Genomic DNA, 22,409 nt, shown 5'->3' on the forward strand with positions numbered 1-22,409 from the left:
AAACCCATCATGGATCAATTTCGTTGCACGGCTCACCGTAACATTTCGTTGCTGCGTCGCATCATGCGGTCGCGCTTGCGCCTGCGGCGCGCCTGCCTATAGCTTGGCGCCATGTCCAATGACCTGTTTGCCGCCGCCCCCGCCACCACCACCGATTATGACGCCTCGGCGATCGAGGTTCTGGAAGGGCTGGAGCCCGTCCGGCGCCGGCCGGGCATGTATATCGGCGGCACTGACGAGCGCGCGCTGCACCATCTCGCCAGCGAAGTGCTCGACAACAGCATGGACGAAGCGGTCGCGGGCCATGCCACCCGGATCGAGGTGACGCTGGAGGCGGGCAATCGCCTTACCATCACCGACAATGGCCGCGGCATCCCGGTCGATCCGCACCCGAAATTTCCCGGCAAGTCGGCGCTGGAGGTCATCCTCACCACCCTCCATTCCGGCGGCAAGTTCGAGGGCAAGGCCTATGCCACTTCGGGCGGCCTGCACGGCGTCGGCATTTCGGTCGTCAACGCGCTCTCCACCTCGACCGTGGTCGAAGTCGCGCGCAACAAGGAACTGTTCCGCCAGAGCTTTTCCCAGGGGCTGCCGCAGGGACCGCTGGAAAAGGTTGGCGGCGCGCCCAACCGGCGCGGCACGTCGGTCGCCTTCACTCCCGACACCGCGATCTTTGGCGAACAGAAGTTCAAGCCCGCTCGCCTCTACCGCCTCGCCCGATCCAAGGCCTATCTCTTCGCCGGGGTCGAGATACGCTGGAAATGCGATACCACCCTGATCAGCGACGATACGCCGGCCGACGCCGTGTTCCAGTTTCCCGGCGGCCTGGCCGATCATCTCCAGGAACAGATTGGCGACCGCGAATGCGCGACCAGCGTCTTCTTTTCGGGCAACCAGGATTTTCCCGCCGATGCAGGCCGGGTCGAATGGGCGGTCGCCTGGCCGCTCTGGTCCGACGGCAGCTATAGCTGGTATTGCAACACCATCCCCACGCCCGACGGCGGCACGCACGAAGCGGGCCTGCGCGCTGCGCTGGTGAAGGGCATCCGCGCCTTCGGCGATCTGGTCGGGCAGAAGAAGGCCAAGGACATCACGGCCGACGACATCATGACCTCGTCGGAAATCATGCTGTCGGTCTTCATCCGCGACCCCCAGTTCCAGAGCCAGACCAAGGACCGCCTCACCAGTCCGGATGCCGCGCGCCTGGTCGAAAACGCCGTGCGCGATCATTTCGATCATTATCTGACCGACCATATGGATCGCGGCAAGGCGCTGCTCGCCTATGTGCTCGACCGCATGGACGAACGGCTGCGCCGCAAGCAGGAAAAAGAAGTCAAGCGCAAGACCGCGACCAACAGCCGCAAGCTGCGCCTGCCCGGCAAGCTCACCGATTGTTCGAACGACGACCCGGAAGGCGCTGAAATCTTTCTGGTCGAAGGCGACAGCGCAGGCGGCTCCGCCAAGCAGGCGCGCGACCGCAAGACGCAGGCGATCCTGCCCCTGCGCGGCAAGATCCTGAACGTCGCGTCGGCCAACACCGCCAAGATCCTGGCCAATCAGGAAATCGCCGACATGATCCTGGCGCTGGGCTGCGGCACGCGCAAGGACTGCAATCCGGATCATCTGCGCTACGAACGCGTCGTCATCATGACCGACGCGGACGTCGACGGCGCGCACATCGCGACGCTGCTCATGACCTTCTTTTTCCAGGAAATGCCCGAACTGGTGCGGCGCGGCCATCTCTACCTCGCCCAGCCGCCGCTCTATCGCCTGACCGCGGGCGGCAAGAGCCTCTATGCCAAGGACGACGCGCATCGCGAGCAATTGCTGGCCAGGGACTTCAAGGGCAAGAAGGTCGATATCAGCCGCTTCAAGGGGCTGGGCGAAATGAACCCGATGCAGCTGCGCGAAACCACCATGGACCCCAGGACCCGCAGCCTCATCCGCATCACCCTGCCCGACGATGTCGAGGACAGGCAGCAGGTGCGCGATCTGGTCGACCGGCTGATGGGCACCAACCCCGCCCACCGCTTCGCCTTCATCCAGGAAAACGCCGCCGCGCTGGACGAGGAAGCGATCGACGCATGACGATGCCCGGTTCCGTTCGCTCCGAGCGCAGCCGGGACATGTTGAACGCGCGCCACACGACCCGCCATCGCATCGGCACCACCCCCGCCCGCCCCCGTGCTCCTGCGAAGGCAGGAGCCCAGAGCCCCAAACGCAGCCCATCTCCCCGCCTCCTCACCCGCGCGACGGCGCAAATCCTCGCCTTCCTCGCGCTGCTCATCCTCTCCCTCGCCGCGCCCGCATCCGCGGCGCCCGCGCCCTCGCCCGACTATCAGTCCCGCGCCCGGCAGCTGCTGCGCCTCCTCGCCGCTCCCGGCGACGAAAGCGATTTCTTCGCCCCGCTCTTCCTCGACGCCGTGCCGGTGGATCGCTGGCGCGCCATTGCCGCCGACCTGCGCGCCCAGCATGGCAAGCCGCTGGCGCTGGGCGCGGTGCGGCGGGAAAGCGCCACCGCCGGTCAGGTCGAAGTCCGTTACGAGCGCGCAACCGTCGGCTTCACTTTGGTGGTCGCGCCCCAGCCGCCCGCCCGCGTCATCGGACTGCGCATCATCGGCGCGCGCACCGCCGACGACAGCCTAGACAAGGTGATGGCCAATCTCGTCGCCCTGCCCGGCACGAGCGCGCTGTCGATCGCCAGGCTGACCGACGCCGGGCCGCAGCCGATCCGCGCCCATCGCGCCGATGCGCAGATGGCGACCGGCTCCAGTTTCAAACTCTATATCCTCGCCGAACTCGCCCGCGCCGTCGCCGCCGGGGATCGGCGCTGGAGCGACGTCGTCCCGCTTGGCCCCAAAAGCTTTTCCGGCCGCCTGATGCGCTGGCCCGACGCCGCGCCGATGACGCTGCACAGCCTCGCCACCGCCATGATCGCGGAGAGCGACAACAGCGCCGCCGACACGCTGCTCCTCGCGCTCGGCCGCGACCTGGTGGACGCCATGGTCGCGGCCAGCGGCCATGCCGATCCGGCCCGCACCCTGCCGCTGCTCACCACGGCCGAGGCCTTTGCGCTCAAGATGCCCGGCGCGGCCGATCTGCGCGCGCGCTATGCCGCCGCCGCGCCGGACGCGCGCCGCGCCCTGCTGCGCGACGCCGCCGCGCGCCTTTCCGCCGCCCATGTCGACATCGGCAGCGTCGCCGAAAGGCCGGCCGCGATCGACCGGATCGAATGGTTCGCCTCGCCCACCGACCTCGTCGCGCTGCTCGACCGTCTGCGGCGCGGCGGCGGCGACGCCTTGCCGATCCTGGCCATCAATCCCGGCATCGCGCCGGCCGACGCCGGCCGCTGGCGCTACCTCGGCTACAAGGGCGGCAGCGAGCCCGGCGTGATCGCGATGAGCTTCCTGGCGCAGCGACAGGATGGTGACTGGTATGCGCTCAGCGCCAGCTGGAACAATTCCGCCGCGCGGGTCGACGAAGCCAGGTTCGTGGCGCTGATGACGCGCGCGCTCAATCTGCTGGCGCAGGACGCGCCGGCGCGCTGACGCCGCGTCCCTCCTCCACCACCACCGCATCCAGGAAATCGAGGAACGCGCGCACCCGCGCCGCCGTCCGGTCCTCTGCGGCGTAGAGCGCATGAATATCCTCGCCGTCCCCGGCATCATAGTCGGCCAACAGCTCGACCAGCCGCCCGTCCTTCAGGTCGCGGGCGACGTGGAAATAGCCGTGACGCGCGATCCCGCACCCGGCCAGCGCCATTTGCCGCACCACCTCGCCCGAATTGCCGAAGCAGGCGCCCTCCACCGGCCGCTGCACGATCCTGCGCCCGATGCGGAAGGGCCAGCTGTCGACCGACCGGCGAAAACTGAAGCGCAGGCAGTCATGCGCCGCCAGATCGTCGGGCGTGCGCGGCGTGCCGCGCCGCGCCAGATAGTCGGGACTGGCGACCAGCGCCATGCGGCTATGCCCCAGCTTCTTCGCCCGCAGCCGCGTGTCGCGCAGCGGCCCGATGCGAATGGCGACATCGGCGCGCTCCTCGACCAGGTCGACGATCATGTCCGACAGCGTCAGGTCCACCCGCACGCCGGGATAGCGCGCCCGAAAGCGGGGCAGCAGCGGGATCAGGCCCTCGATCCCGAAGGAGGGCGATGCGTTGACCCGCAACAGCCCGCGCGGCTCGCCCCTATCCTCGCCCAGCCCCGCCTCCAGCTCCATCATGTCGCTCAGCAGCACCGTCATCCGGTCGCGATAGGCCGCCCCCTCGCGCGTCAGCGCCAGCGCCCGCGTCGTCCGGCGCACCAAGGTGACGCCCAACCGCTGCTCCAGCCGCGCGATCGACCGGCTCACCGCCGACGGCGTCAGCCGCAACGCCTTGGCCGCGTTGGCGAAGCTCCCCTCGCTCGCCACCATCAGAAACGTCTCGATGTCGCCCAGCCGGTTATCCATGATTTCAATTCACTTCTGAAGTGATGATGTGCGCTCTAATCATGAATGAAGCAGATGCTATCTTCTGTCCAGTTCGCTGTCTGCTTGAAGGGAAATATGCCATGGATTTGAAGCTCATGGGCAAGAGCGCCATCGTTACCGGATCGACCGCCGGCATCGGTCTCGCCATCGCCCGGCGTCTGGCCGAAGAGGGTGTTGCCGTCACCATCACCGGCCGCAGCCAAGCCAAGCTGGACGCCGCCGCCGCGCAGATCGGCGGCGCGGTCAATCCCGTCCTCGCTGACCCCGCCACGGCGGAGGGCGCCGCCGCCCTGATCGCCGCAGTCCCTGATACAGACATCCTCGTCAACAATCTGGGCATCTACGAGGCCAAGGACTTTGCCGACATCAGCGACGCCGACTGGCATCATATCTTCGAGGTGAATGTGGTGAGCGGCGCGCGTCTTGCCCGCCACTATTTCCCCGGCATGATCGATCGCGACTGGGGCCGCATCCTCTTCATCGCTTCGGAAAGCGGCTTGCTCCCGCCGGCCGAGATGATCCATTACGGCATGACCAAATCGGCGCAGCTCGCCATCTCGCGCGGCCTTGCCGAACATACGCGCGGCACCGGCGTCACCGTCAACAGCCTGCTCCCCGGCCCGACCCGGTCGGAAGGGATCGTCGACTTCATCCGATCGGTCGTCGACAACAAGGACGCGCCCGAAGCCGAGCGGGAAGCCGAATTCTTCGCTCGCCTGCGCCCGCTCTCGCTGATCCAACGCCTCATTGAGGCGGACGAAGTCGCGGCCATGGCCGCCTATCTCGCCAGCCCGCTCGCCGCCGCGACCAATGGCGCGGCCCTGCGGGTCGAAGGGGGCATGGTCCCCACCATCGCCTGACGCCCCGCCGCGATCCGGCTGGCGGCAACTGGCCCTGTCGCTCGTTCCCTGCTTTGCGCTATGAGAAGCAGAATGAGCGACACGGACAGCCTATCCCGCATCGAAGCCGCCCTTGCGCGCGACGGCTATGCCCGCCTGTCCGGCTCGGCGATGTTCGACCGGCTCGACATCGCCGAGCCGGACTGGGCCGCTTTCGCTACGAGCTGGCGGCATCTGGGGCCGGATCTCTACATGGCCGATGGCGGGCGCTATCGCCGCCGCCGCCACGCCACCTTCGCCTGTCGCGACGGCGTCCTCACGCGCCAGCCGCACCAGCCCCACTGGCAGAGCCGCGACTATAATCCGCTCAACGGCGACGTGCAGCGCTGGTTCGATCCCGTCGATCCCGCCACCATCGCCAATCCCGTGATGCAGGCGATCCTCGCCTTCTGCGCCGACCATTTCGCCCCTGCCGGCTCGGGCGCCTGGCATGTCGAACTGCACCAGTTCCGGATCGAGGCCAGCCCCGACGAACAGGGGCGCCCGACGCCCGAGGGGATGCATCGCGACGGCGTCGACCGGGTGCTGGTGATGCTGGTCGAACGCTGCAATGTGCGCGAAGGCGTCACTCGCATCGGCGCGCCCGACGGCAGGGCGCTGGGCGAATTCACTCTGACCGATCCCGGCGACACGATGCTGATCGACGATCATCGCATCCTGCACGGCGTCACCGAAATCCATCCGCTCGACCCCGCCCGCCCCGCCTGGCGCGACGCGCTGGTGGTGACCTTCGCGGCCGTCTGAAGTGGTCCTGCTGTCGCAGGATCACCATTTGCCTATTTCAGCAGAACCAGCTCTTCGGCCATGCTGGGGTGCAGCGCGACCGTGTCGTCGAAATCCTGCTTGGTCAGGCCCGCCTTCACCGCGACCGCAGCCGCCTGCAGGATTTCCGGCGCATCGGGTCCGATCATGTGCAGCCCCACCACCTTGTCGGTCGTCGCATCCACGATCATCTTGTAGAGCGCGCGCTCATCGCGCCCGGCCAGCACATTCTTCATCGGCCGGAAATCGGACGTGTAGATCTTGACCGTGCCCAGCTTGTTGCGCGCTTCCGCCTCGGTCATGCCCACGCCCGCCAGCGGCGGATGGCTGAACACCGCCGACGGCACGCAGCCATAATCGACCTTGCGCTTGTTGTCGCCGAACACCGTGTCGGCAAAGGCATGGCCTTCGCGGATCGCCACCGGGGTCAGCTGCAGCCGGTCGGTCACGTCGCCCACCGCATAGATGCTCTCGCAACTGCTGCGGCTATACTCGTCGACCTTGATCGCGCCCTTCTCGTTCAGCTCGACGCCCGCCGTCTCCAGCCCCAGCCCCTCGGTATGGGGCCGCCGCCCGGTCGCGAACAACACCAGGTCGGCCGCAACCGGATCGCCGCTCTCGAATCGCACGCACAGCGTCCCGTCCTCATTCTTCTCGATCTTCTCCATCTTCGCGTTGAAGCGGAAATTGATCCCCTTCATCATCGAAATCTGGAGCAGCCGGTCACGCACCGTCTCGTCATAGCCGCGCAGCAGCGTGCCCCCGCGATTGACCATCGTCACATGGCTGCCGAACTGGTGGAAGATGCCGGCGAACTCGTTGGCGATGTAGCCGCCGCCCACGATCACGATGCGACCGGGGCATTCGTCCAGATGGAACACCTCGTTGCTGGTGATGCCATGCTCGGCGCCCTCGACCTCCGGGATGATCGGCCAGGCGCCGGTCGCCACCAGGATCACCTTCGCGCTGATCTCACGCCCGCTCGCCAGCTTGACGCTGTGCGGCCCGGTGATCGTCGCCCGCTCCGCGATCAGCTCGACCTTGTGATTTTCCAGCGTATTCTTGTAGAGCCCTTCCAACCGGTCGACATCATGCAGCACATTATCGCGCAGCGTCGTCCATTCAAAGCCGCAATCGGGGACGTTCCAGCCGAAGCGCCGGGCATCCTTCAGGTCCTCGGCGAAATGCGCGCCATAGATGAGCAGCTTCTTGGGCACGCAGCCGCGAATGACGCAGGTGCCCCCGACCCGAAATTCCTCGGCCACCGCGACCCTGGCGCCATGCGCCGCCGCCACCCGCGACGCCCGCACCCCGCCCGATCCTGCACCGATGACGAAAAGGTCGAAATCATAGTCGCTCATGCCGGTCTCCGCTGATGGTGCGCGGGATATGGCGGCTGGCGCGGTGAGTTACAAATGGTGTTTCACCTGGGGGACCGTTCGTCCTGAGTAGCGATCGAGCCTCTACTCAGCACGAACGGACCGGGGATCACTCCGCGCCCAGAGCCAGGTCGATCAGCGCCATGGTCGACGGGTCGAAGCCGCTCGGGCCATCGGCCTCGATCGACTTGGCGATCTCCTTGCCCAGCTCGACGCCGAACTGGTCGAAGGGGTTGATCCCCATCAGCACCGCATTGGCGAAGGTGCGATGCTCGTAGAAGGCGATCAGCGCGCCCAGCGCGTGCGGAGTCACATCCTCCATCAGGATCGTGGTCGACGGCCGCCCGCCGGGATAGGCGCGCGCGGGATCGTCCGCATTCTCCTTGCCCCGCATCAGCGCTGCGCCTTGCGCGAAGCAATTGACCAGCAGCGCGCGGTGATGCGCGGGGTCGAGCGTATGGCCCGGCTCGATCGAGGCGATGAATTCGACCGGCGTGATGATCGTGCCCTGGTGCAGCAGCTGGAACACGGCATGTTGCGCGTCGGTGCCCACGCCGCCCCAGGTTATCGGCGCGGTCGGCCCGTCGACCGGGGCGCCATCGCGCGTGACGCTCTTGCCATTGCTCTCCATCTCCAACTGCTGGAGATAGGATGGCAGCAGCTTCAACCGCTCGTCATAGGCGAACAGCGCGCGCGTTTGGCACCCCATGATGCGGGCATAATATTGGTCGGCGAAGGCCGCGATCAGCGGCGCATTCTCGCGCGGATCGGACAGGCGGAAATGGCGGTCCATCGCCGCCGCGCCCTCCAGCAGGCTCTCGAACGCGTCCCAACCCAGCGACAGCGCGGCGGGGAAGCCGATCGAGGACCAGAGGGAATAGCGCCCGCCCACGCTTTCGGCGAAGGGCAGGATGCGGGTCTCGTCCACGCCCCATTCGATCGCCCGCTCGGGCGAGGCGGTCAGCGCGATCACGCGGCCATAGGGGTCCTCGACGCCGGCCTCGACCATCCAGTTGATCGCGCTCGCCGCGTTCAGCATCGTCTCGGTCGTGGTGAAGGTCTTGGACGCAACCGCGATCAGCGTATAGGCCGGATCGAAACTGTCCATCGCCCGCTCCAGCGCGGTGCCGTCGACATTGGACACGATCGCCACGTCATAGCGAATGCCGTCGCCGTCCAGCGCGTCGATGATGAGGTCGGGGCCGAGCGCCGACCCGCCAATGCCGATATGCAGGATATGGCGGATCTCGCCCAGCGCGCCCGCCTCGATCGCGTCGATCAGCGCGCGCATCCGCTCGTGCAGCGCCTTGGCCCGCGCCACGCTTTCGGCATTGCCCTCGCCGCGCTCGGCGGGATGCTCGGCGGCGCGGCCTTCGGTGTTGTTGACCGCCTCGCCCGCGAACAGGGCGTCGCGCTGCGCGGCGAAGCCCTGCTCCTGCGCGAGGTCCAGGAAGGCGTCGATCAGGTCGGCGGTCAAATGCGTCTTCGACCAGTCGAACCGCAGCGGCCCCTGGTTCAGCACCAGCGCGGACATGCGATCGGGTTCGGTGGTGAAGATGGTCTTGAGGTCGGGCTCAGGGAGCGCGGCGATGGCCGCCAGGGAACCGTGCAGTGCAGGGCTGGTCATGCTGGGGAATCCTTTTGTGACGTTGGTCGACATCGACGCTGCACCGGTCGATTCTGTCTCTGTCTAGACAGGTCCGGCGTGCAATGCACCATCGGGCGTGCTTGACGCGGCCTTTACGACGCCGCAAAAGCCGCGACGGCCCTTTTCCGGGCCGGAGCGAAGGAAAAGACCAGCATCCATGACCGCCAAATCCGAAACACGGGACTTCCTCTGGTTTCTCGTCAAGCTGGGCCTGTTCGTCTTCATCCTGCGCAGCTTCATCGTCTCCCCCTTCAACATCCCCTCGGAATCGATGCAGCCGCGGCTGCTGATCGGCGACTATCTGCTGGTCGCCAAATGGCCCTATGGCTATTCGCGCTATTCGCTTCCCTTCTCGGTGCCGCTGATCCCCGGCCGCATCCTCGCCTCGACGCCCGAACGCGGCGACGTGGTGGTGTTCAAGGCGCCGCCGAACCAGAAGAATGACTATATCAAGCGGGTCATCGGCCTGCCCGGCGACATCATCGCGGTGCGCGGCGGCACCGTCTATCTGAACGGCCAGGCCATTCCCAAGCAGAAGGTCGCCGACCTCGTCATCCCCGTGACGCCCAACATGACCGACACCGCGCAGAAGGAAGGCAGCCCTTCGCCCTGCTACCGCCCGGAATTCGAGGAAGCCGCGGACGGCGGCGGCCGGCAGTGCCGCTATCCTCAATATCGCGAGACGCTGCCCGGCGGCAGAAGCTACAATGTGCTCGACCTGCTGCCCGATGGCGCGGCCGATGATCGCGACGCGGTGCTGGTGCCCGAAGGCCATCTGTTCATGATGGGCGACAATCGCGACCGCAGCGCCGACAGCCGCTTCCCCGCGGTCGAAGGCGGCGGCATCGGCCTGGTCCCGGAAAAGAACTTGGTCGGCAAGGCGCTGGTCTCCGTCTTCTCCACCGACGGCAGCGCCAACTGGCTGCTCCCCTGGACCTGGTTCACCGCCGCGCGGTGGAGCCGCATCGGGGAAGGATTTTGAGCGGAACGCCCCCCCGGCCCGATACTGACGGCTGGCTGAAGGAGCTGATCGGCCGCGCGCCGCGCAACCGGGCGGCGTTCGAACAGGCGCTCACCCATGGCAGCGCCAAGCCGGTCAATTATGAACGGATCGAATTTCTCGGCGACCGGGTGCTTGGCCTGCTGATCGGCGAATGGGTGTTCGACCGCTTCACCGACGAACCCGAAGGCAAGCTGTCGCGCCGCTACAATGCGCTCGTATCGGGCGAAACCTGCGCGGACATCGCGCGCGCGGCCGGCGTGCCCAGGCACCTGATCCTGGGCAAGCAGGCGCGCGACGACGGCGCGGCCGACAGCGACAATGTGCTGGGCGACGTGATGGAGGCGCTGATCGGCGCGCTCTATCTGGAAGGGGGGCTGGACGAAGCGCGCGCGCTCGTCCGCCGCCTGTGGGGCGACCGCGTCGATACCCAGACCAGCGCGCCGCGCCATCCCAAATCTGCGCTGCAGGAATGGGCCGCCGCCAACAAGCGCAAGCCGCCCGAATATCAGCTGACCGACCGCTCCGGCCCGCAACATGCGCTGCGCTTCACCGTCGCGGTCTCCATCAAGGGCGCCGGCGAAGCCAGCGCCACCGGCGCATCGAAACAGGAAGCCGAAACCGCGGCCGCCAAGGCCCTGCTGGACAAGCTGGCGGGATAGGCACAGCTTCCTCTCAAGATAAAAACGACCTACAATAATCCCCGTCATCCCGGGCTTGTCCCGGGATCCCGCTTTTCTTCGGCAATGCTGGCAAGAAGAAGCGGGATCCCGGCTTTCGCCGGGATGACCATATGGCGATGGGCGAACGGAGCTTTATTTGACGATTGATATGGAATCCCAGCGCTGCGGCGTCGTCGCCATCGTCGGCGCCCCCAATGCGGGCAAATCGACGCTGGTCAATGCGCTGGTGGGGCAGAAGGTGGCGATCACCAGCCCCAAGGCGCAGACCACGCGCACGCGCGTCATGGGCGTCGCGATCGAGGGCGACGCGCAGATCGTGCTGGTGGACACGCCCGGCATCTTTGCGCCGCGTCGCCGGCTCGACCGCGCGATGGTGCAGGCGGCCTGGGGCGGAGCGCAGGGCGCGGACCTCATCGCCTTGATCGTCGATGGCAAGGCGGGGCTCGGCCCCAAGATGGAGCCGATCATCGAGGCGCTCACTCATCGCCCCGAACGCAAATGGCTGATCCTCAACAAGGTCGACATCGCCATAAAGGAAAAGCTGCTGGTCCACACCCAGAAGCTTTACGAGCGGATCGGCTTCGAGGAGACCTTTTTCATCTCCGCCCAGACCGGCGATGGCCTCGCCGAACTCAAATCCGCCTTTGCGGGCGCCATGCCGCAGGGCCCTTGGCATTTCCCCGAGGATCAGGTCTCCGACGCCACCGACCGGATGCTGGCGGCGGAAATCACGCGCGAGCAGCTGTATCACCAGTTGCACGCCGAACTCCCCTATGCCGCCGCCGTCGACACCGAACAATATAAGGAGCGCGAGGACGGATCGGTGGAGATCCACCAGCAGATCCTGGTCGCCCGTCCGACCCAGCGCGCCATTGTCCTCGGCAAAGGCGGCCAGCGCCTCAAGGAAATCGGCTCCAGGGCGCGCGCCGAACTGGCCGCTCTGCTGGGCGTCAAGGTCCATCTCTACCTGCACGTCAAGGTGAAGGAAGATTGGGAGGACGACCGCTTCATCTACCGCGACATCGGCCTCGACTGGGTGGATTGACCGCGACCCGTTCCTCACCCGAAACATTGGTCCACGCCGATCGTTGAAGCGTCATGCTGAAAACGATCGTTGTTGCCGCCCGCGACCGGGAGCGGCTGGCCGAAATCACCGCCATCGCCACGCGCTTCGGCCTCGACATGCTGCTCGCGCGCATGGGCCTGGCCAGCCGATCCGGCGACGCGCCCCCACCCGATCTGCCCCGCCGCACGCGACAGGCGCTCGAAGCGCTGGGCCCCACCTATGTGAAGCTCGGGCAGATCCTCGCCACCCGCGCCGACCTGCTGCCCGAACAGTGGGTGGCCGAATTTGCGGCCCTGCACAGCAGCGCCCCCACCCTGCCGTTCGAAGCGCTGCGCCCGCGGCTGGAGGACGCGCTGGGCGAGCCCCCCGAAACCGCTTTCGCCCGCTTCGATCCGATCCCGCTCGCCGCAGCCTCGATGGCGCAGGTGCATCGCGCCACTTTGCAGGACGGCACCGATGTCGTCGTGAAGATACGCCGGCCCGGCATTCGCAAGGCCATGCAGGCCGATCTGCGGCTCATCACTCATCTCGCCGGCATCGTGGAGGCCAGCAGCAAGGAAACCCGTCGCTTCCAGCCCCAGGCATTGGTCGGACAATTGCTGGACACGGTGCTGGAGGAGCTGGACTTCACCAATGAAGGCCGCAATGCCGATCGCCTGCGCGCCGACCTTGCCGACAATCCGGCGATCGTCATACCGGCCATCCACTGGCGCTACAGCAGCGACTCCGTGCTGGTGATGGACTATGTCGCCGGCCTGCCCCCGCGCGACGGAGACAGCCTGCGCGCGGCCGGGATCGATCCAGCCGCCATTGCCGACCTCGGCGCGGCGCTGGTGCTCGACATGGTGCTGGTCCACGGCCGCTTCCATGGCGATCCGCACCCGGGCAACCTGCTTTGCCTGCCGGGCAACCGACTGGCGCTGCTCGACCTCGGCCTGATCGGCCATGTCAGCGCCCGGCGGCAGCAGCAATTCCTGACCTTCATCCTGTCCCTGCGTGCGGGCGATTCCCAAACGCTGGCCGACACGCTGCTCGACTGGTCGCGCGACAGCGCGCCCGATCCCAAGGGCGTGCTCGCCGCCGCCGAGCAGCTGGTCGCCCGCCACGGCAGCGGCCCTCTGGTGCTGGGCAGAATGGTCGCGGATTTCTTCCCGCTGCTGCGCAGGGAGGGCCTGGTGCTGCCGCCCGATCTCGCACTGATCTTCAAGGCGCTGATCACCATGGACGGCGTTCTGAGCGCCATCCAACCGGGCTTCGACCTGTCCGCCGCCCTGCAGAAGGCGCGCGGCCGGCTGGTCCTGAACCGCCTCGCCTCAGCCCAGTCGCCGGAAAAGGCCGTGGCCTTCGCTCTGGAAGCGGCCCGCCTGGCAGACGACGCACCGCGTCTTCTGCGCGCCCTCACGCGCCGTCTGGAGGACAGCCGCGAACCGCCCGCCCCCCTCACCGATCAAGGCGCCCTCACCGCCGCCAAATGGCTAGCCGGCGCGATGCTTGCCGCGGCCGCACTCGTCTCGCTTACCCTTGCGATGACCTAGTCAACCGATACCCCGGTTGCGAGCCGCATGCGCTCGTCGAGCAAGGTTTCGATCCGCGCATCTGTACCCGCCCCCGCGATGCCCGTCCGCCGATCGGTCTCGAGTGCCCGTAATTCGTCGTTGATGCTTTGCACCTGCGCAGCGCGGTTGAACGCTTCGCGCTTCTCAACCGAATCCATGACAATCTGAAGCCCGGTGCCAAAGGAGCATGCCTGGTGATAGGCGTTCACCTCCCGGATCATCTCATCAACATTATAAGTCGTGATATCCTGCTTAAGGTGCGGCACGATCAAGTCGTGCAGGCGGGTCCGCTCCGTGTCGATTGCCTTGGTGATCGTTTGGATGATCTGGTTGCGATAGACATGGGTGTTCACATGGTCGCGGCTGCCGCTGGTGATGGCAGCACCACCCGACAGGATCGATTTCGCCAAGTCCCCGGACACGATCGTCGATGTGGTCGAAAGGCCAGTGGTGAGGATGCTCATCCAGCCATTCACTTCAGCTTGGCGTTTGAGCAACAATGCCTTTTCAGACGTGCACACATCGTCCGCCTGCTTCAGCAGCACCGCAGCGAGGCGGTTGCGCGCAGTATCGCTCCCTGCTGCTGTGACATAGGCAGTCTGGCCCGATCCGGGAAATGTGAAGCAGGATAGGTCGATTGCGCCCGGGCGAGAGTCCGCTGCGGTTGGCTTGGGCTTGCCAGCATGGACGTCGGGCTCCCTCAGCGTCCTGCAACCATCGCGGTCCGGGTACACTGCCATCGTTACCGGCTCGACCCGCGCACCGCCCGCGCCTGCACAGGCGGACATCAGGATTGATCCCAGACACAGGATCACACCACCTAAAATTCGCTGAACTTGCATGTGCCTTTCCCCCCGAATCAGCACGACCCGCACCTATGGTCCTCGACCGGACTACAGGTGACAAGTCGTTATTGATCCGGAATGAAAACTTCACGCCGGGGCGGGAATATCAGCCAGCGCTCGCAGCCTTCGTCTTCGCCGGCGCCTTCTTCGCGGCGGGCTTCTTTGCGCCCGCTTCCTTCTTCGCGCTGGCGTCCTTCTTCGCGCCTGCGGCCTTTTTCGCGGGGGCTTTCTTCTTGCCCTTCTTTGGCGGGGCCGATGCCGCCTTGGTGTCGATCAGCTGGGCGGCTTCCTCCAGCGTCAACGCGTCGGGCGTCACCGTCTTTGGCAGGGTCGCGTTGGTCGTGCCGTCCGTGACATAGGGGCCATAGCGGCCCTCCATCACCTTGATCTCCGCCTCCGTGCGCGGATGCGCGCCCAGCAGCTTCAAGGGCTCGCGCGCCGCGCCCCGGCCGCCGCGGCTCGCCGCTTCGGCCAGCTTCACCACCGCGCTGTTCATGCCGACCTCGAAAATCTCGGCGGTGTTCGACAGGCGGCCATATTTGCCGTCATGCAGCAGATAGGGCCCGAAGCGGCCGATATTGGCGACGATGGGCTTGCCCGTTTCGGGGTGTAGCCCCACCTCGCGCGGCAGGCTCAGCAGCTTGACCGCCCAGTCCAGGGTCAGCTCGCCATCGGGGAGGTCCTTGGGGATCGAACCGCGCTTGGCCTCCTTGCCCTCGCCCATTTCGATATAGGGGCCAAAACGGCCGGACTTGCGCACGATGTCCTGCCCGGTTTCTGGATGCTGGCCCAGCACCTCCGGTCCCGTGTCCTCGCCTTCCTTGCCGCCGGGCTGGCCGAACTTGCGGGTATATTTGCACTCGGGATAGTTGGAGCAGGCGATGAAGGCGCCGAAGCGGCCGCCGCGCAGCGACAGCTGCCCGTCGCCGCACATCGGGCAGGCGCGCGGATTGCTGCCATCGGCCTTGGGCGGGAACAGCATCGGCTCCAGAAACTTGTCCAGCTCCGCGGTGATGTCGCTCGGCTTCTGCTCCATCACCTCGGCGGTCTTGGGCTTGAAGTCGCGCCAGAAAGCCTCCAGCACCTGCTGCCACTGGGCCCTGCCGCCGCTGATGTCGTCCAGCTCATCCTCAAGGCCCGCGGTGAAGTCGTATGACACGTAGCGCTCGAAGAAACGCTCCAGGAAGGCCGTCACCAGCCGCCCGCTTTCCTCGGCGAAGAAGCGGTTCTTCTCCACCCGCACATAGTCGCGGTCCTTCAGCACCTGCAGCGTGGAGGCATAGGTCGACGGACGCCCGATCCCCAGCTCCTCCAGCCGCTTGACCAGGCTCGCTTCCGAATAGCGCGGCGGCGGCTGGGTAAAATGCTGCTCGGCGCTGACCTGCTTCTTGGCCGGCGCATCGCCTTCGGCCAGGCGCGGCAGCAGCTTGGAATCATCGTCGTCGCTGTCGTCGCGGCCTTCTTCGTAGAGCGCGAGGAAGCCGGGGAAGATCACCACCTGCCCGGTCGCGCGCAGCGTATGGCTGCCGCTGCCGTCGACCATGTCGATCGTCGTGCGCTCCAGCCTGGCGCTCGCCATCTGGCTCGCCAGCGCGCGCTTGAAGATGAGGTCGTAGAGCCGCGCATGATCGCCCGAGCCCGCCTTGTCGCGGCTGAACTCGGTCGGGCGGATCGCTTCATGCGCTTCCTGCGCATTCTTCGCCTTGGTCTGATACTGGCGCGGCTTTTCGGGCAGGTATCCGCCGTCATAACGGTCCGCGATCGCCTTGCGCGCGGCTGAAATGGCGCTGCCGTCCATCTGCACGCCATCGGTCCGCATATAGGTGATCGCGCCATCCTCATAGAGTTGCTGCGCGATCCGCATCGTGTGGCTGGCCGAAAAGCCGAGCTTGCGGGCGGCTTCCTGCTGCAGCGTCGATGTGGTGAAGGGGGGCGGGGGATTGCGGGTAAGCGGCTTCGTTTCGACCTTGTCGATGGTGAAGCGCCCCGCCTCCACGTCCGCCTTCGCGGCAATGGCGTCGCCTTCCCTGCCGATGGTCAGGCGGTCGATCTTCTCGCCCTTCCAGCGGACCAGCCGCGCGGTGAAGCTCTGCCCGCCCTGCTCCATCTCGGCCGCAACCGACCAATATTCCTGGGGCGCGAAGCTCTCGATCTCGCGCTCGCGCTCCACCACCAGACGCAATGCGACCGACTGGACGCGACCCGCCGACTTGGCGCCGGGCAGCTTGCGCCACAGCACCGGCGACAGGGTGAAGCCCACCAGATAGTCGAGCGCCCGGCGCGCGCGATAGGCGTCGATCAGATCCTCGTCCAGCGCGCGCGGCTGCGCCATCGCCTCGGTCACGGCCGCCTTGGTGATTGCGTTGAAGGTCACCCGGTCCACCTTCTGCGGCAGCGCCTTCTTGGCGCGCAGCACTTCCTGCACATGCCAGCTGATCGCTTCGCCCTCGCGATCGGGGTCAGTCGCCAGGATCAGTCGGTCGGCCTTCTTCGCCTCGTCGGCAATGGCCTTCAGCTGCTTGCCCTTGTCACCATAATTTTCCCAGGACATGGCAAAGCCGTTGTCCGGGTCGACCGAACCGTCCTTGGGCGGCAGGTCGCGGATATGGCCATAGCTGGCGAGGACGTGGAAATCGCCGCCCAGATATTTCTCGATGGTCTTCGCCTTGGCCGGCGATTCGACGATGACAAGCTGCATTCAGGCCCCGGTATGAAACTCTCTCACGTACACGCGCGAGTGTGGAAATGGATGACGCCCCCCGTCAAGCATCGCTGATGTAGGGAAGCAGGCCGCCCAAGGCCAGTCCCTTTCAGGTCAGGCTCACCCGTCCGCCCGCATGGCGCTCCAGCCGGCCGCCCAGCTCCAGCTCCAGCAGCACCGTCTGCACCACTGCGGGCGACAGGCCGGACAGGCGGATCAGTTCGTCCACCGGCGCGGCCGCCGGCCCAAGCAGCGCCACCACCGCGGCGCGCTCGCTCTCGGCCACGTCGCTCGACACCGGCTCGCCGACGAAATCGAAGCTGCCCTGCCGCACCATGCGTGGGTCGAAGCCGCCGATCGCCTCCATCACGTCCGCGCCATTCTGCACCAGCGTCGCGCCGTCGCGGATCAGCATGTTGCATCCCTGCGCGCGCGGATCGAGCGGCGATCCCGGCACCGCCATCACCTCGCGCCCCGCTTCGCCCGCCAGTCTGGCCGTGATGAGCGACCCGGATCTGGGCGCCGCCTCCACCACTACCGTGCCCAGCGCCAGTCCCGCGATGATGCGGTTGCGCGCCGGAAAATGGCGGGCCAGCGGCTGGACGCCGGGCGGATGCTCGGTGACGATCAGCCCGCGCGCGGCGACATCCTCCTGCAAGCCCGCATTTTCCGGCGGGAAAATGACGTCGATGCCGCAGGCGATGACGCCGATCGTGCCGGTGTCGATCGACCCGCGATGCGCCTCAGTATCGATGCCGCGCGCCAGGCCGGAGACGACCACCGCTGCGCGCTGCCCCAGTTCCTGCGCCAGGCTGCGCGCGAAGCGGCACGCGGCCGCCGACGCGTTGCGCGCGCCCACGATCGCGACGCAGGGCCGCGCCGCCAGCGCCCCGTCGCCGCGCACGATCAGCGCAGGCGGCGCGCCCTCCATCTGGTCCAGCAAGGCGGGGTATTCCGCATCGCCCATCAACAGATAGCGTCCACCCAGCGCTCGCGTCGCGGCGATCTCGCGCTCCACGGCGGCCGCATCGGCGACGCTGGCGCGGCCGCCGCCGCGCTCCGCCAGATGCGGGATGGCGCGCAACGCCTCGCCAGCGCTGCCGAAGCGCGCCAGCAATTGCCGATAGCTGACCGGCCCGATCCGCGGCGAGCGGATGAGCCGCAACCGCTCGAACCGCTCCCGCTCGCTCATTCGGCGGACGGCTCTTCTGCCGAAGGCGCCGCTTTGGACCGGCCGACCTTCGGCTCCTCGCCCTTCATCAGCCGGGCGATATTGGCGCGATGCCGCCACAGCAGGATCAGCGCCATCGCCAGGCTCACCGGCACCAGGTCGATGCGGCCGAACGCCCACATCGCGATCGGCGCGCTGATCCCCGCCGACATGCCGCCGACCGACGACCAGCGCGTCGCGAACAACATGCCCAGCCACAGCAGCGCAAACACGATCCCCGCCGGCCAGTAGAGCGCGGTCACCACCCCCATCATCGTCGCCACGCCTTTGCCACCGGCAAAGCGCAGCCACACGGGGTAGCAATGGCCGATAAACGCCATCGCGCCCGCCATCGGCCCGCCGCCATCGGCGATCGCCGCGCCGATCAGCACCGCCGCCGCGCCTTTGGCCAGGTCGAGCAGCAAGGTCGCGGCCGCCAGCCCCTTGCGCCCCGTGCGCAGCACGTTGGTCGCGCCGATATTGCCCGATCCGATCTGCCGCAGGTCGCCCGCGCCGGTGAAGCGCGTCAGCAGCAGGCCGAAGGGAATGGAGCCCAGCAGATAGCCGAGCAGCAGGACGGCAGAAGGAAGAAGCCAATAATGTGTCATGAGGGTCGCCGATAGAATGTGGCCGCGACCATAGCGTGACGGGCGCGCGGGGCAATGGCCAAGCTGCGCCAAGGGGATATGCTTGCCGTGCTGCGCGCCAGCTCGACGATCTGCCGCCGCAGGATCGACGGTCAGCGAGGCCGCGCCGGGTTGCCGACCATGGTCGCCCCCGCCGGCACGTCGCGCGTCACCACGCTCCCCGCGCCGATCAGCCCATCGTCGCCGATTGTCACGCCCGGCAGGATGATCGCCCCGCCGCCGATCCAGACGTTGCGGCCGATGCGGATCGGCCGGCCCCATTCGATTCCGGTAGCGCGCTCGGCCGCATCGCGCGGATGATCGGCGGTCAGTATCTGCACGCCCGTCCCGATCTGCGTCCCATCGCCGATCGATACCTCGACCACGTCCAGGATCACGCAGTTGAAGTTCAGGAACACGCCTTCGCCCAGGAATATGTTGAAGCCATAATCGCAATGGAAGGGCGGCCGGATGGTCGATCCCGCGCCGATCGCGCCCAAGCGCGCGCGCAGCAGCGCCTCCCGCTCGGGCGGCAACGTCGCGTTGAACGCTCGCATCCACGCGGCCGCCGCAAGCTGGTCGGCGATGATTTCGGGATCATCGGCGCGATAGGGTTCGCCTGCAATCATGCGTTGCTTCATGCTGCGTTCGCTCATGCCGCTCTCCTTTGCAGCGGCCGGCATAGCATGCTGCGTCGCTGCCGCATCCTTTTGTCCGCTCAGGCGCTTATCCATTTCCTTTTTCGACCATGATGGAGTCCGCCCGATGCTTCGATCCGCCCTTATCGGCCTGGTTGCCGGCCAGCGGTCACTCACGCCGCTGGCCGTGCTGGCGGGCGCGGCGCGCGACGGGCTCTTGCCCGACGCCCCCCGCGCGGCCCGGCTGCTCGGCAATCCACTGATCGCATCGGGCGCGGTCGCGCTTGCCGGCCTCGAAATGGCGGGGGACAAGATGGACAGCGCGCCCGACCGCACGGTCAAGCGCGGCCTCGCCGTGCGCGTCATGACGGCCGCCTTCGCGGGCGCCGTGCTCGCCCCGCGCGGCAAGGGCGCGCTCGGCGCCGCCACCGCCGTCACGGTAGCCATCGCCAGCGCCTATGCAGGCCTTGCCCTGCGCAAGAAGGCGATGCGCGACTATGGCCAGGTGCCGACCGGCGTGGTCGAGGATGCCGTTGTGCTCGCCGGCGGCCTGGCGGTCACGCGCGCGGCCTGACCGACGGCCCTGACCCACAGCGTTGACATGGGGGCCGGCTGCCGCGACAGGAACCGCCATGACGGTCGCGCCTGATGCCCCCATCCTCTTCTTCGACTCCGGCGTGGGCGGCCTGTCGATCCTGGCGCCCGCCCGCGCGTTGCTGCCGACCGCGCCGATCGTCTACGCCGCCGACAGCGCCGGCTTCCCCTATGGCACCAAGAGCGAGGCGGAGATCGCCGCGCGCGTCCCCGCGCTGCTCGGCCGGCTGGTGGAGCGCTATCGTCCACGCCTGGCCGTCATCGCCTGCAATACCGCCTCGACGATCGCGCTCGCGCCCGTCCGCGCCGCGCTCGACATCCCGGTCGTCGGCACCGTCCCGGCGATAAAGCCCGCCGCCCTGCTGTCGCGCAGCCGCGTCTTCGGCGTGCTCGGCACCGACGCCACCGTGCGCCAGCCCTATGTCGATCGCCTTGCCGCCGAACATGGCGCCGACTGCACCGTGTTGCGCCATGGCTCGGCCGCGCTGGTGCAACTCGCCGAAGCCAAGCTGCGCGGCGAGGCGCTCGACCCGCAGGTGGCGCGCGCCGCGCTCGCCGGCCTCACGATCCAGCCGGGCGGCGATCGGATGGACATGGTGGTCCTTGCCTGCACCCATTTTCCGTTGGTCGAGGCCGAACTGGCCGCCGCGGCGCCGCATCCGATGGGCTTCGTCCATGGCGGCGAGGGCATTGCGCGCCGCATCGCTTACCTCACCCGCGACCAGCTTTGGCCCGCCGCCCCGTCGCCTGGCTTGGCGGTATTCACGCGGCTTGATGCCGCCCAGCAGGCGCTTCGCCCCGCGCTGGCGCGCTACGGTCTCGATCGGCTCGACGCGCTCTGAATGGGGTAGGCCATTTGTCCAATGGCCAATTTCCTCAATCAGTCTGATAGCTATTCTTGGCGGCTTTGCGAGCGGTTATCGCTGGCCATGATGGAACCGCGCAGGTAATGCGGCGTCACAGGCAGAGGATCAGCGCCACCAGAAGACAAGAAGCGCGCGAGCAAACGGGAAGACAGGCCAAGTGAACTACAAGCACATCTTTTCGCAGGCGATCGACCGGCTCCATAGCGAGGGCCGCTATCGCGTCTTCATCGACATCCTGCGCAACAAGGGCGCCTTCCCCAATGCGCGCTGCTTCCACGGCCATAACGGCCCCAAGCCGATTACCGTCTGGTGCTCCAACGACTATCTCGCCATGGGTCAGCATCCCAAGGTGGTCGCCGCAATGGAGGAAGCGCTGCATGACGTCGGCGCCGGCTCTGGCGGCACGCGCAATATCGGCGGCAACACCCATTATCATGTCGACCTGGAAGCCGAGCTTGCGGACCTGCATGGCAAGGAAGCGGCCCTGCTCTTCACCTCGGGCTATGTCTCGAACGAAGCGACGCTCTCCACCCTCGCCAAGCTGCTGCCTGGCTGCGTCATCTTCTCCGACGAACTGAACCATGCCTCGATGATTGCGGGCATCCGCAATTCGGGCTGCGAAAAACGCGTCTTCCGCCACAATGACGTCGATCATCTGCGCGAACTGCTCGCCGCGGAAGATCCCGACGCGCCCAAGCTGATCGCCTTCGAAAGCGTCTATTCGATGGATGGCGACATCGCCCCCATCGCCGCCATCTGCGATCTGGCCGACGAATATAACGCACTGACCTATCTCGACGAAGTCCATGCCGTGGGCATGTATGGCGCGCGCGGCGGCGGCATTTCCGAGCGCGACGATGTCGCCGGTCGCGTCACCATCATCGAAGGGACGCTGGGCAAGGCGTTCGGCGTCATGGGCGGCTATATCGCGGCCGACCAGATGATCGTCGACGTCATCCGCAGCTATGCGCCCGGCTTCATCTTCACCACCTCCCTCTCCCCTGTGCTGGTCGCGGGCGTGCTGGCGAGCGTGCGCCACCTCAAGGGCTCCAGCGCGGAACGCGAAGGCCAGCAGGCCTCCGCCGCCATCCTCAAGCGCCTGATGGCGGAGGCTGGCCTTCCGGTCATGCCGTCGGTCACTCATATCGTCCCGCTGATGGTCGGCGATCCGGTCAAGGCCAAGCGGATCAGCGACATATTGCTCGCCGAATATGGCGCCTATGTGCAGCCCATCAACTATCCCACGGTCCCCCGCGGCACCGAACGCCTGCGCTTCACTCCCGGCCCCGCGCATACCGAAGCGATGATGCGCGATCTGGTGGGGGCTCTGGTGGAAATCTGGGACCGGCTGGACCTGGAACTGCTGGAACGCCAGGCGGCCTGAGACATAGGGAACTATCTTCCCCACATTCGTTCGTCCTGAGCCTGTCGAAGGACACGCACTGACGCTCGCCTCATGGCGCTTG

At 67.0% G+C, this 22,409-nt stretch carries 19 protein-coding genes; 11 read left to right on the plus strand and 8 right to left on the minus strand.

Going from position 1 to position 22,409, the window contains the following annotated elements:
* The first annotated feature begins 111 nt into the window (after window positions 1-111).
* Both parE and ACGGKE_RS04360 read left to right on the plus strand, forming a co-directional pair.
* Complete coding sequence (gene parE / locus ACGGKE_RS04355; protein ID WP_394440351.1) at window positions 112-2,088, plus strand: DNA topoisomerase IV subunit B; 1,977 nt, start codon at window positions 112-114, stop codon at window positions 2,086-2,088.
* Entirely contained in the window at window positions 2,085-3,548 is a 1,464-nt protein-coding gene (locus ACGGKE_RS04360) for a serine hydrolase (protein ID WP_394440353.1), read from the plus strand. Before parE ends, ACGGKE_RS04360 begins: the two co-directional genes overlap by 4 nt.
* On the opposite strand, the gene ACGGKE_RS04365 is transcribed toward ACGGKE_RS04360, so the two are convergent.
* Window positions 3,514-4,449 carry a LysR family transcriptional regulator gene (locus ACGGKE_RS04365; RefSeq protein WP_394440355.1) on the minus strand — a complete coding sequence of 312 codons (936 nt, stop codon included), beginning with the start codon at window positions 4,447-4,449 and terminating at the stop codon, window positions 3,514-3,516. The genes ACGGKE_RS04360 and ACGGKE_RS04365 overlap by 35 nt on opposite strands.
* Window positions 4,450-4,550: 101 nt before the next feature.
* On the opposite strand from ACGGKE_RS04365, the gene ACGGKE_RS04370 reads away from it, so the two are divergent.
* Together ACGGKE_RS04370 and ACGGKE_RS04375 are read left to right on the plus strand one after the other, a co-directional pair.
* Window positions 4,551-5,330: an SDR family NAD(P)-dependent oxidoreductase gene (locus tag ACGGKE_RS04370; protein WP_394440357.1), complete on the plus strand. Its 780-nt coding sequence runs from the start codon at window positions 4,551-4,553 to the stop codon at window positions 5,328-5,330.
* A 72-nt stretch (window positions 5,331-5,402) separates the two neighbouring features.
* Window positions 5,403-6,113, plus strand: a complete 711-nt coding sequence (locus ACGGKE_RS04375) for a 2OG-Fe dioxygenase family protein (RefSeq protein ID WP_394440359.1) — start codon at window positions 5,403-5,405, stop codon at window positions 6,111-6,113.
* Window positions 6,114-6,145: 32 nt separating this feature from the next.
* Here ACGGKE_RS04375 and gor read toward each other — a convergent pair whose 3' ends face one another.
* Complete coding sequence (gene gor, locus ACGGKE_RS04380) at window positions 6,146-7,492, minus strand: glutathione-disulfide reductase (protein WP_394440361.1); 1,347 nt, start codon at window positions 7,490-7,492, stop codon at window positions 6,146-6,148.
* A 127-nt stretch (window positions 7,493-7,619) separates the two neighbouring features.
* Window positions 7,620-9,137 carry a glucose-6-phosphate isomerase gene (gene pgi / locus ACGGKE_RS04385; RefSeq protein WP_394440363.1) on the minus strand — a complete coding sequence of 506 codons (1,518 nt, stop codon included), beginning with the start codon at window positions 9,135-9,137 and terminating at the stop codon, window positions 7,620-7,622.
* A 178-nt stretch (window positions 9,138-9,315) separates the two neighbouring features.
* On the opposite strand from pgi, the gene lepB reads away from it, so the two are divergent.
* The 4 genes from lepB (at window position 9,316) to ACGGKE_RS04405 (ending at window position 13,442) form a co-directional block, all read left to right on the plus strand.
* Window positions 9,316-10,140: a signal peptidase I gene (gene lepB, locus ACGGKE_RS04390; protein WP_394440365.1), complete on the plus strand. Its 825-nt coding sequence runs from the start codon at window positions 9,316-9,318 to the stop codon at window positions 10,138-10,140.
* Window positions 10,137-10,820 carry a ribonuclease III gene (rnc, locus tag ACGGKE_RS04395; RefSeq protein ID WP_394440367.1) on the plus strand — a complete coding sequence of 228 codons (684 nt, stop codon included), beginning with the start codon at window positions 10,137-10,139 and terminating at the stop codon, window positions 10,818-10,820. The genes lepB and rnc overlap by 4 nt, the downstream gene beginning before the upstream one ends.
* 157 nt (window positions 10,821-10,977) lie before the next feature.
* On the plus strand, window positions 10,978-11,886 hold the full coding sequence (gene era / locus ACGGKE_RS04400; protein WP_394440369.1) for a GTPase Era: 909 nt from the start codon (window positions 10,978-10,980) through the stop codon (window positions 11,884-11,886).
* Between the two features lie 53 nt (window positions 11,887-11,939).
* Entirely contained in the window at window positions 11,940-13,442 is a 1,503-nt protein-coding gene (locus ACGGKE_RS04405; protein WP_394440372.1) for an ABC1 kinase family protein, read from the plus strand.
* Here ACGGKE_RS04405 and ACGGKE_RS04410 read toward each other — a convergent pair.
* From ACGGKE_RS04410 to ACGGKE_RS04430, 5 genes are all read right to left on the minus strand, one after another.
* A complete protein-coding gene (locus ACGGKE_RS04410) occupies window positions 13,439-14,305 on the minus strand; it encodes a hypothetical protein (RefSeq protein WP_394440374.1) in 867 nt (288 codons plus the stop codon). The genes ACGGKE_RS04405 and ACGGKE_RS04410 overlap by 4 nt on opposite strands.
* Window positions 14,306-14,414: 109 nt before the next feature.
* Window positions 14,415-17,006 carry a type I DNA topoisomerase gene (topA, locus tag ACGGKE_RS04415; RefSeq protein ID WP_394440376.1) on the minus strand — a complete coding sequence of 864 codons (2,592 nt, stop codon included), beginning with the start codon at window positions 17,004-17,006 and terminating at the stop codon, window positions 14,415-14,417.
* Between the two features lie 112 nt (window positions 17,007-17,118).
* Window positions 17,119-18,201, minus strand: a complete 1,083-nt coding sequence (gene dprA, locus ACGGKE_RS04420; protein ID WP_394440378.1) for a DNA-processing protein DprA — start codon at window positions 18,199-18,201, stop codon at window positions 17,119-17,121.
* The gene (plsY, locus tag ACGGKE_RS04425) at window positions 18,198-18,827 is read right to left on the minus strand and encodes a glycerol-3-phosphate 1-O-acyltransferase PlsY (RefSeq protein WP_394440380.1); all 630 of its coding nucleotides are present in this window, start codon (window positions 18,825-18,827) and stop codon (window positions 18,198-18,200) included. The genes dprA and plsY overlap by 4 nt, the downstream gene beginning before the upstream one ends.
* Before the next feature lie 131 nt (window positions 18,828-18,958).
* Complete coding sequence (locus ACGGKE_RS04430; protein ID WP_394440382.1) at window positions 18,959-19,501, minus strand: sugar O-acetyltransferase; 543 nt, start codon at window positions 19,499-19,501, stop codon at window positions 18,959-18,961.
* 109 nt (window positions 19,502-19,610) lie between these two features.
* Between ACGGKE_RS04430 and ACGGKE_RS04435 the strand changes: the two genes are divergently transcribed.
* The 3 genes from ACGGKE_RS04435 to hemA all read left to right on the plus strand — a co-directional run bounded on the left by ACGGKE_RS04435 (window position 19,611) and on the right by hemA (window position 22,327).
* Window positions 19,611-20,057 (plus strand): DUF4126 domain-containing protein, encoded by a 447-nt coding sequence (locus tag ACGGKE_RS04435; protein WP_394440384.1) that lies wholly within the window; start codon window positions 19,611-19,613, stop codon window positions 20,055-20,057.
* A 58-nt stretch (window positions 20,058-20,115) separates the two neighbouring features.
* On the plus strand, window positions 20,116-20,919 hold the full coding sequence (gene murI, locus ACGGKE_RS04440) for a glutamate racemase (protein ID WP_394440386.1): 804 nt from the start codon (window positions 20,116-20,118) through the stop codon (window positions 20,917-20,919).
* Between the two features lie 181 nt (window positions 20,920-21,100).
* Window positions 21,101-22,327, plus strand: a complete 1,227-nt coding sequence (gene hemA, locus ACGGKE_RS04445) for a 5-aminolevulinate synthase (RefSeq protein WP_394440389.1) — start codon at window positions 21,101-21,103, stop codon at window positions 22,325-22,327.
* The last annotated feature ends 82 nt before the right edge of the window (window positions 22,328-22,409 follow it).

Origin of the sequence: Sphingobium naphthae, from assembly GCF_043589935.1 — a bacterium.
Classification (GTDB): domain Bacteria; phylum Pseudomonadota; class Alphaproteobacteria; order Sphingomonadales; family Sphingomonadaceae; genus Sphingobium; species Sphingobium naphthae_A.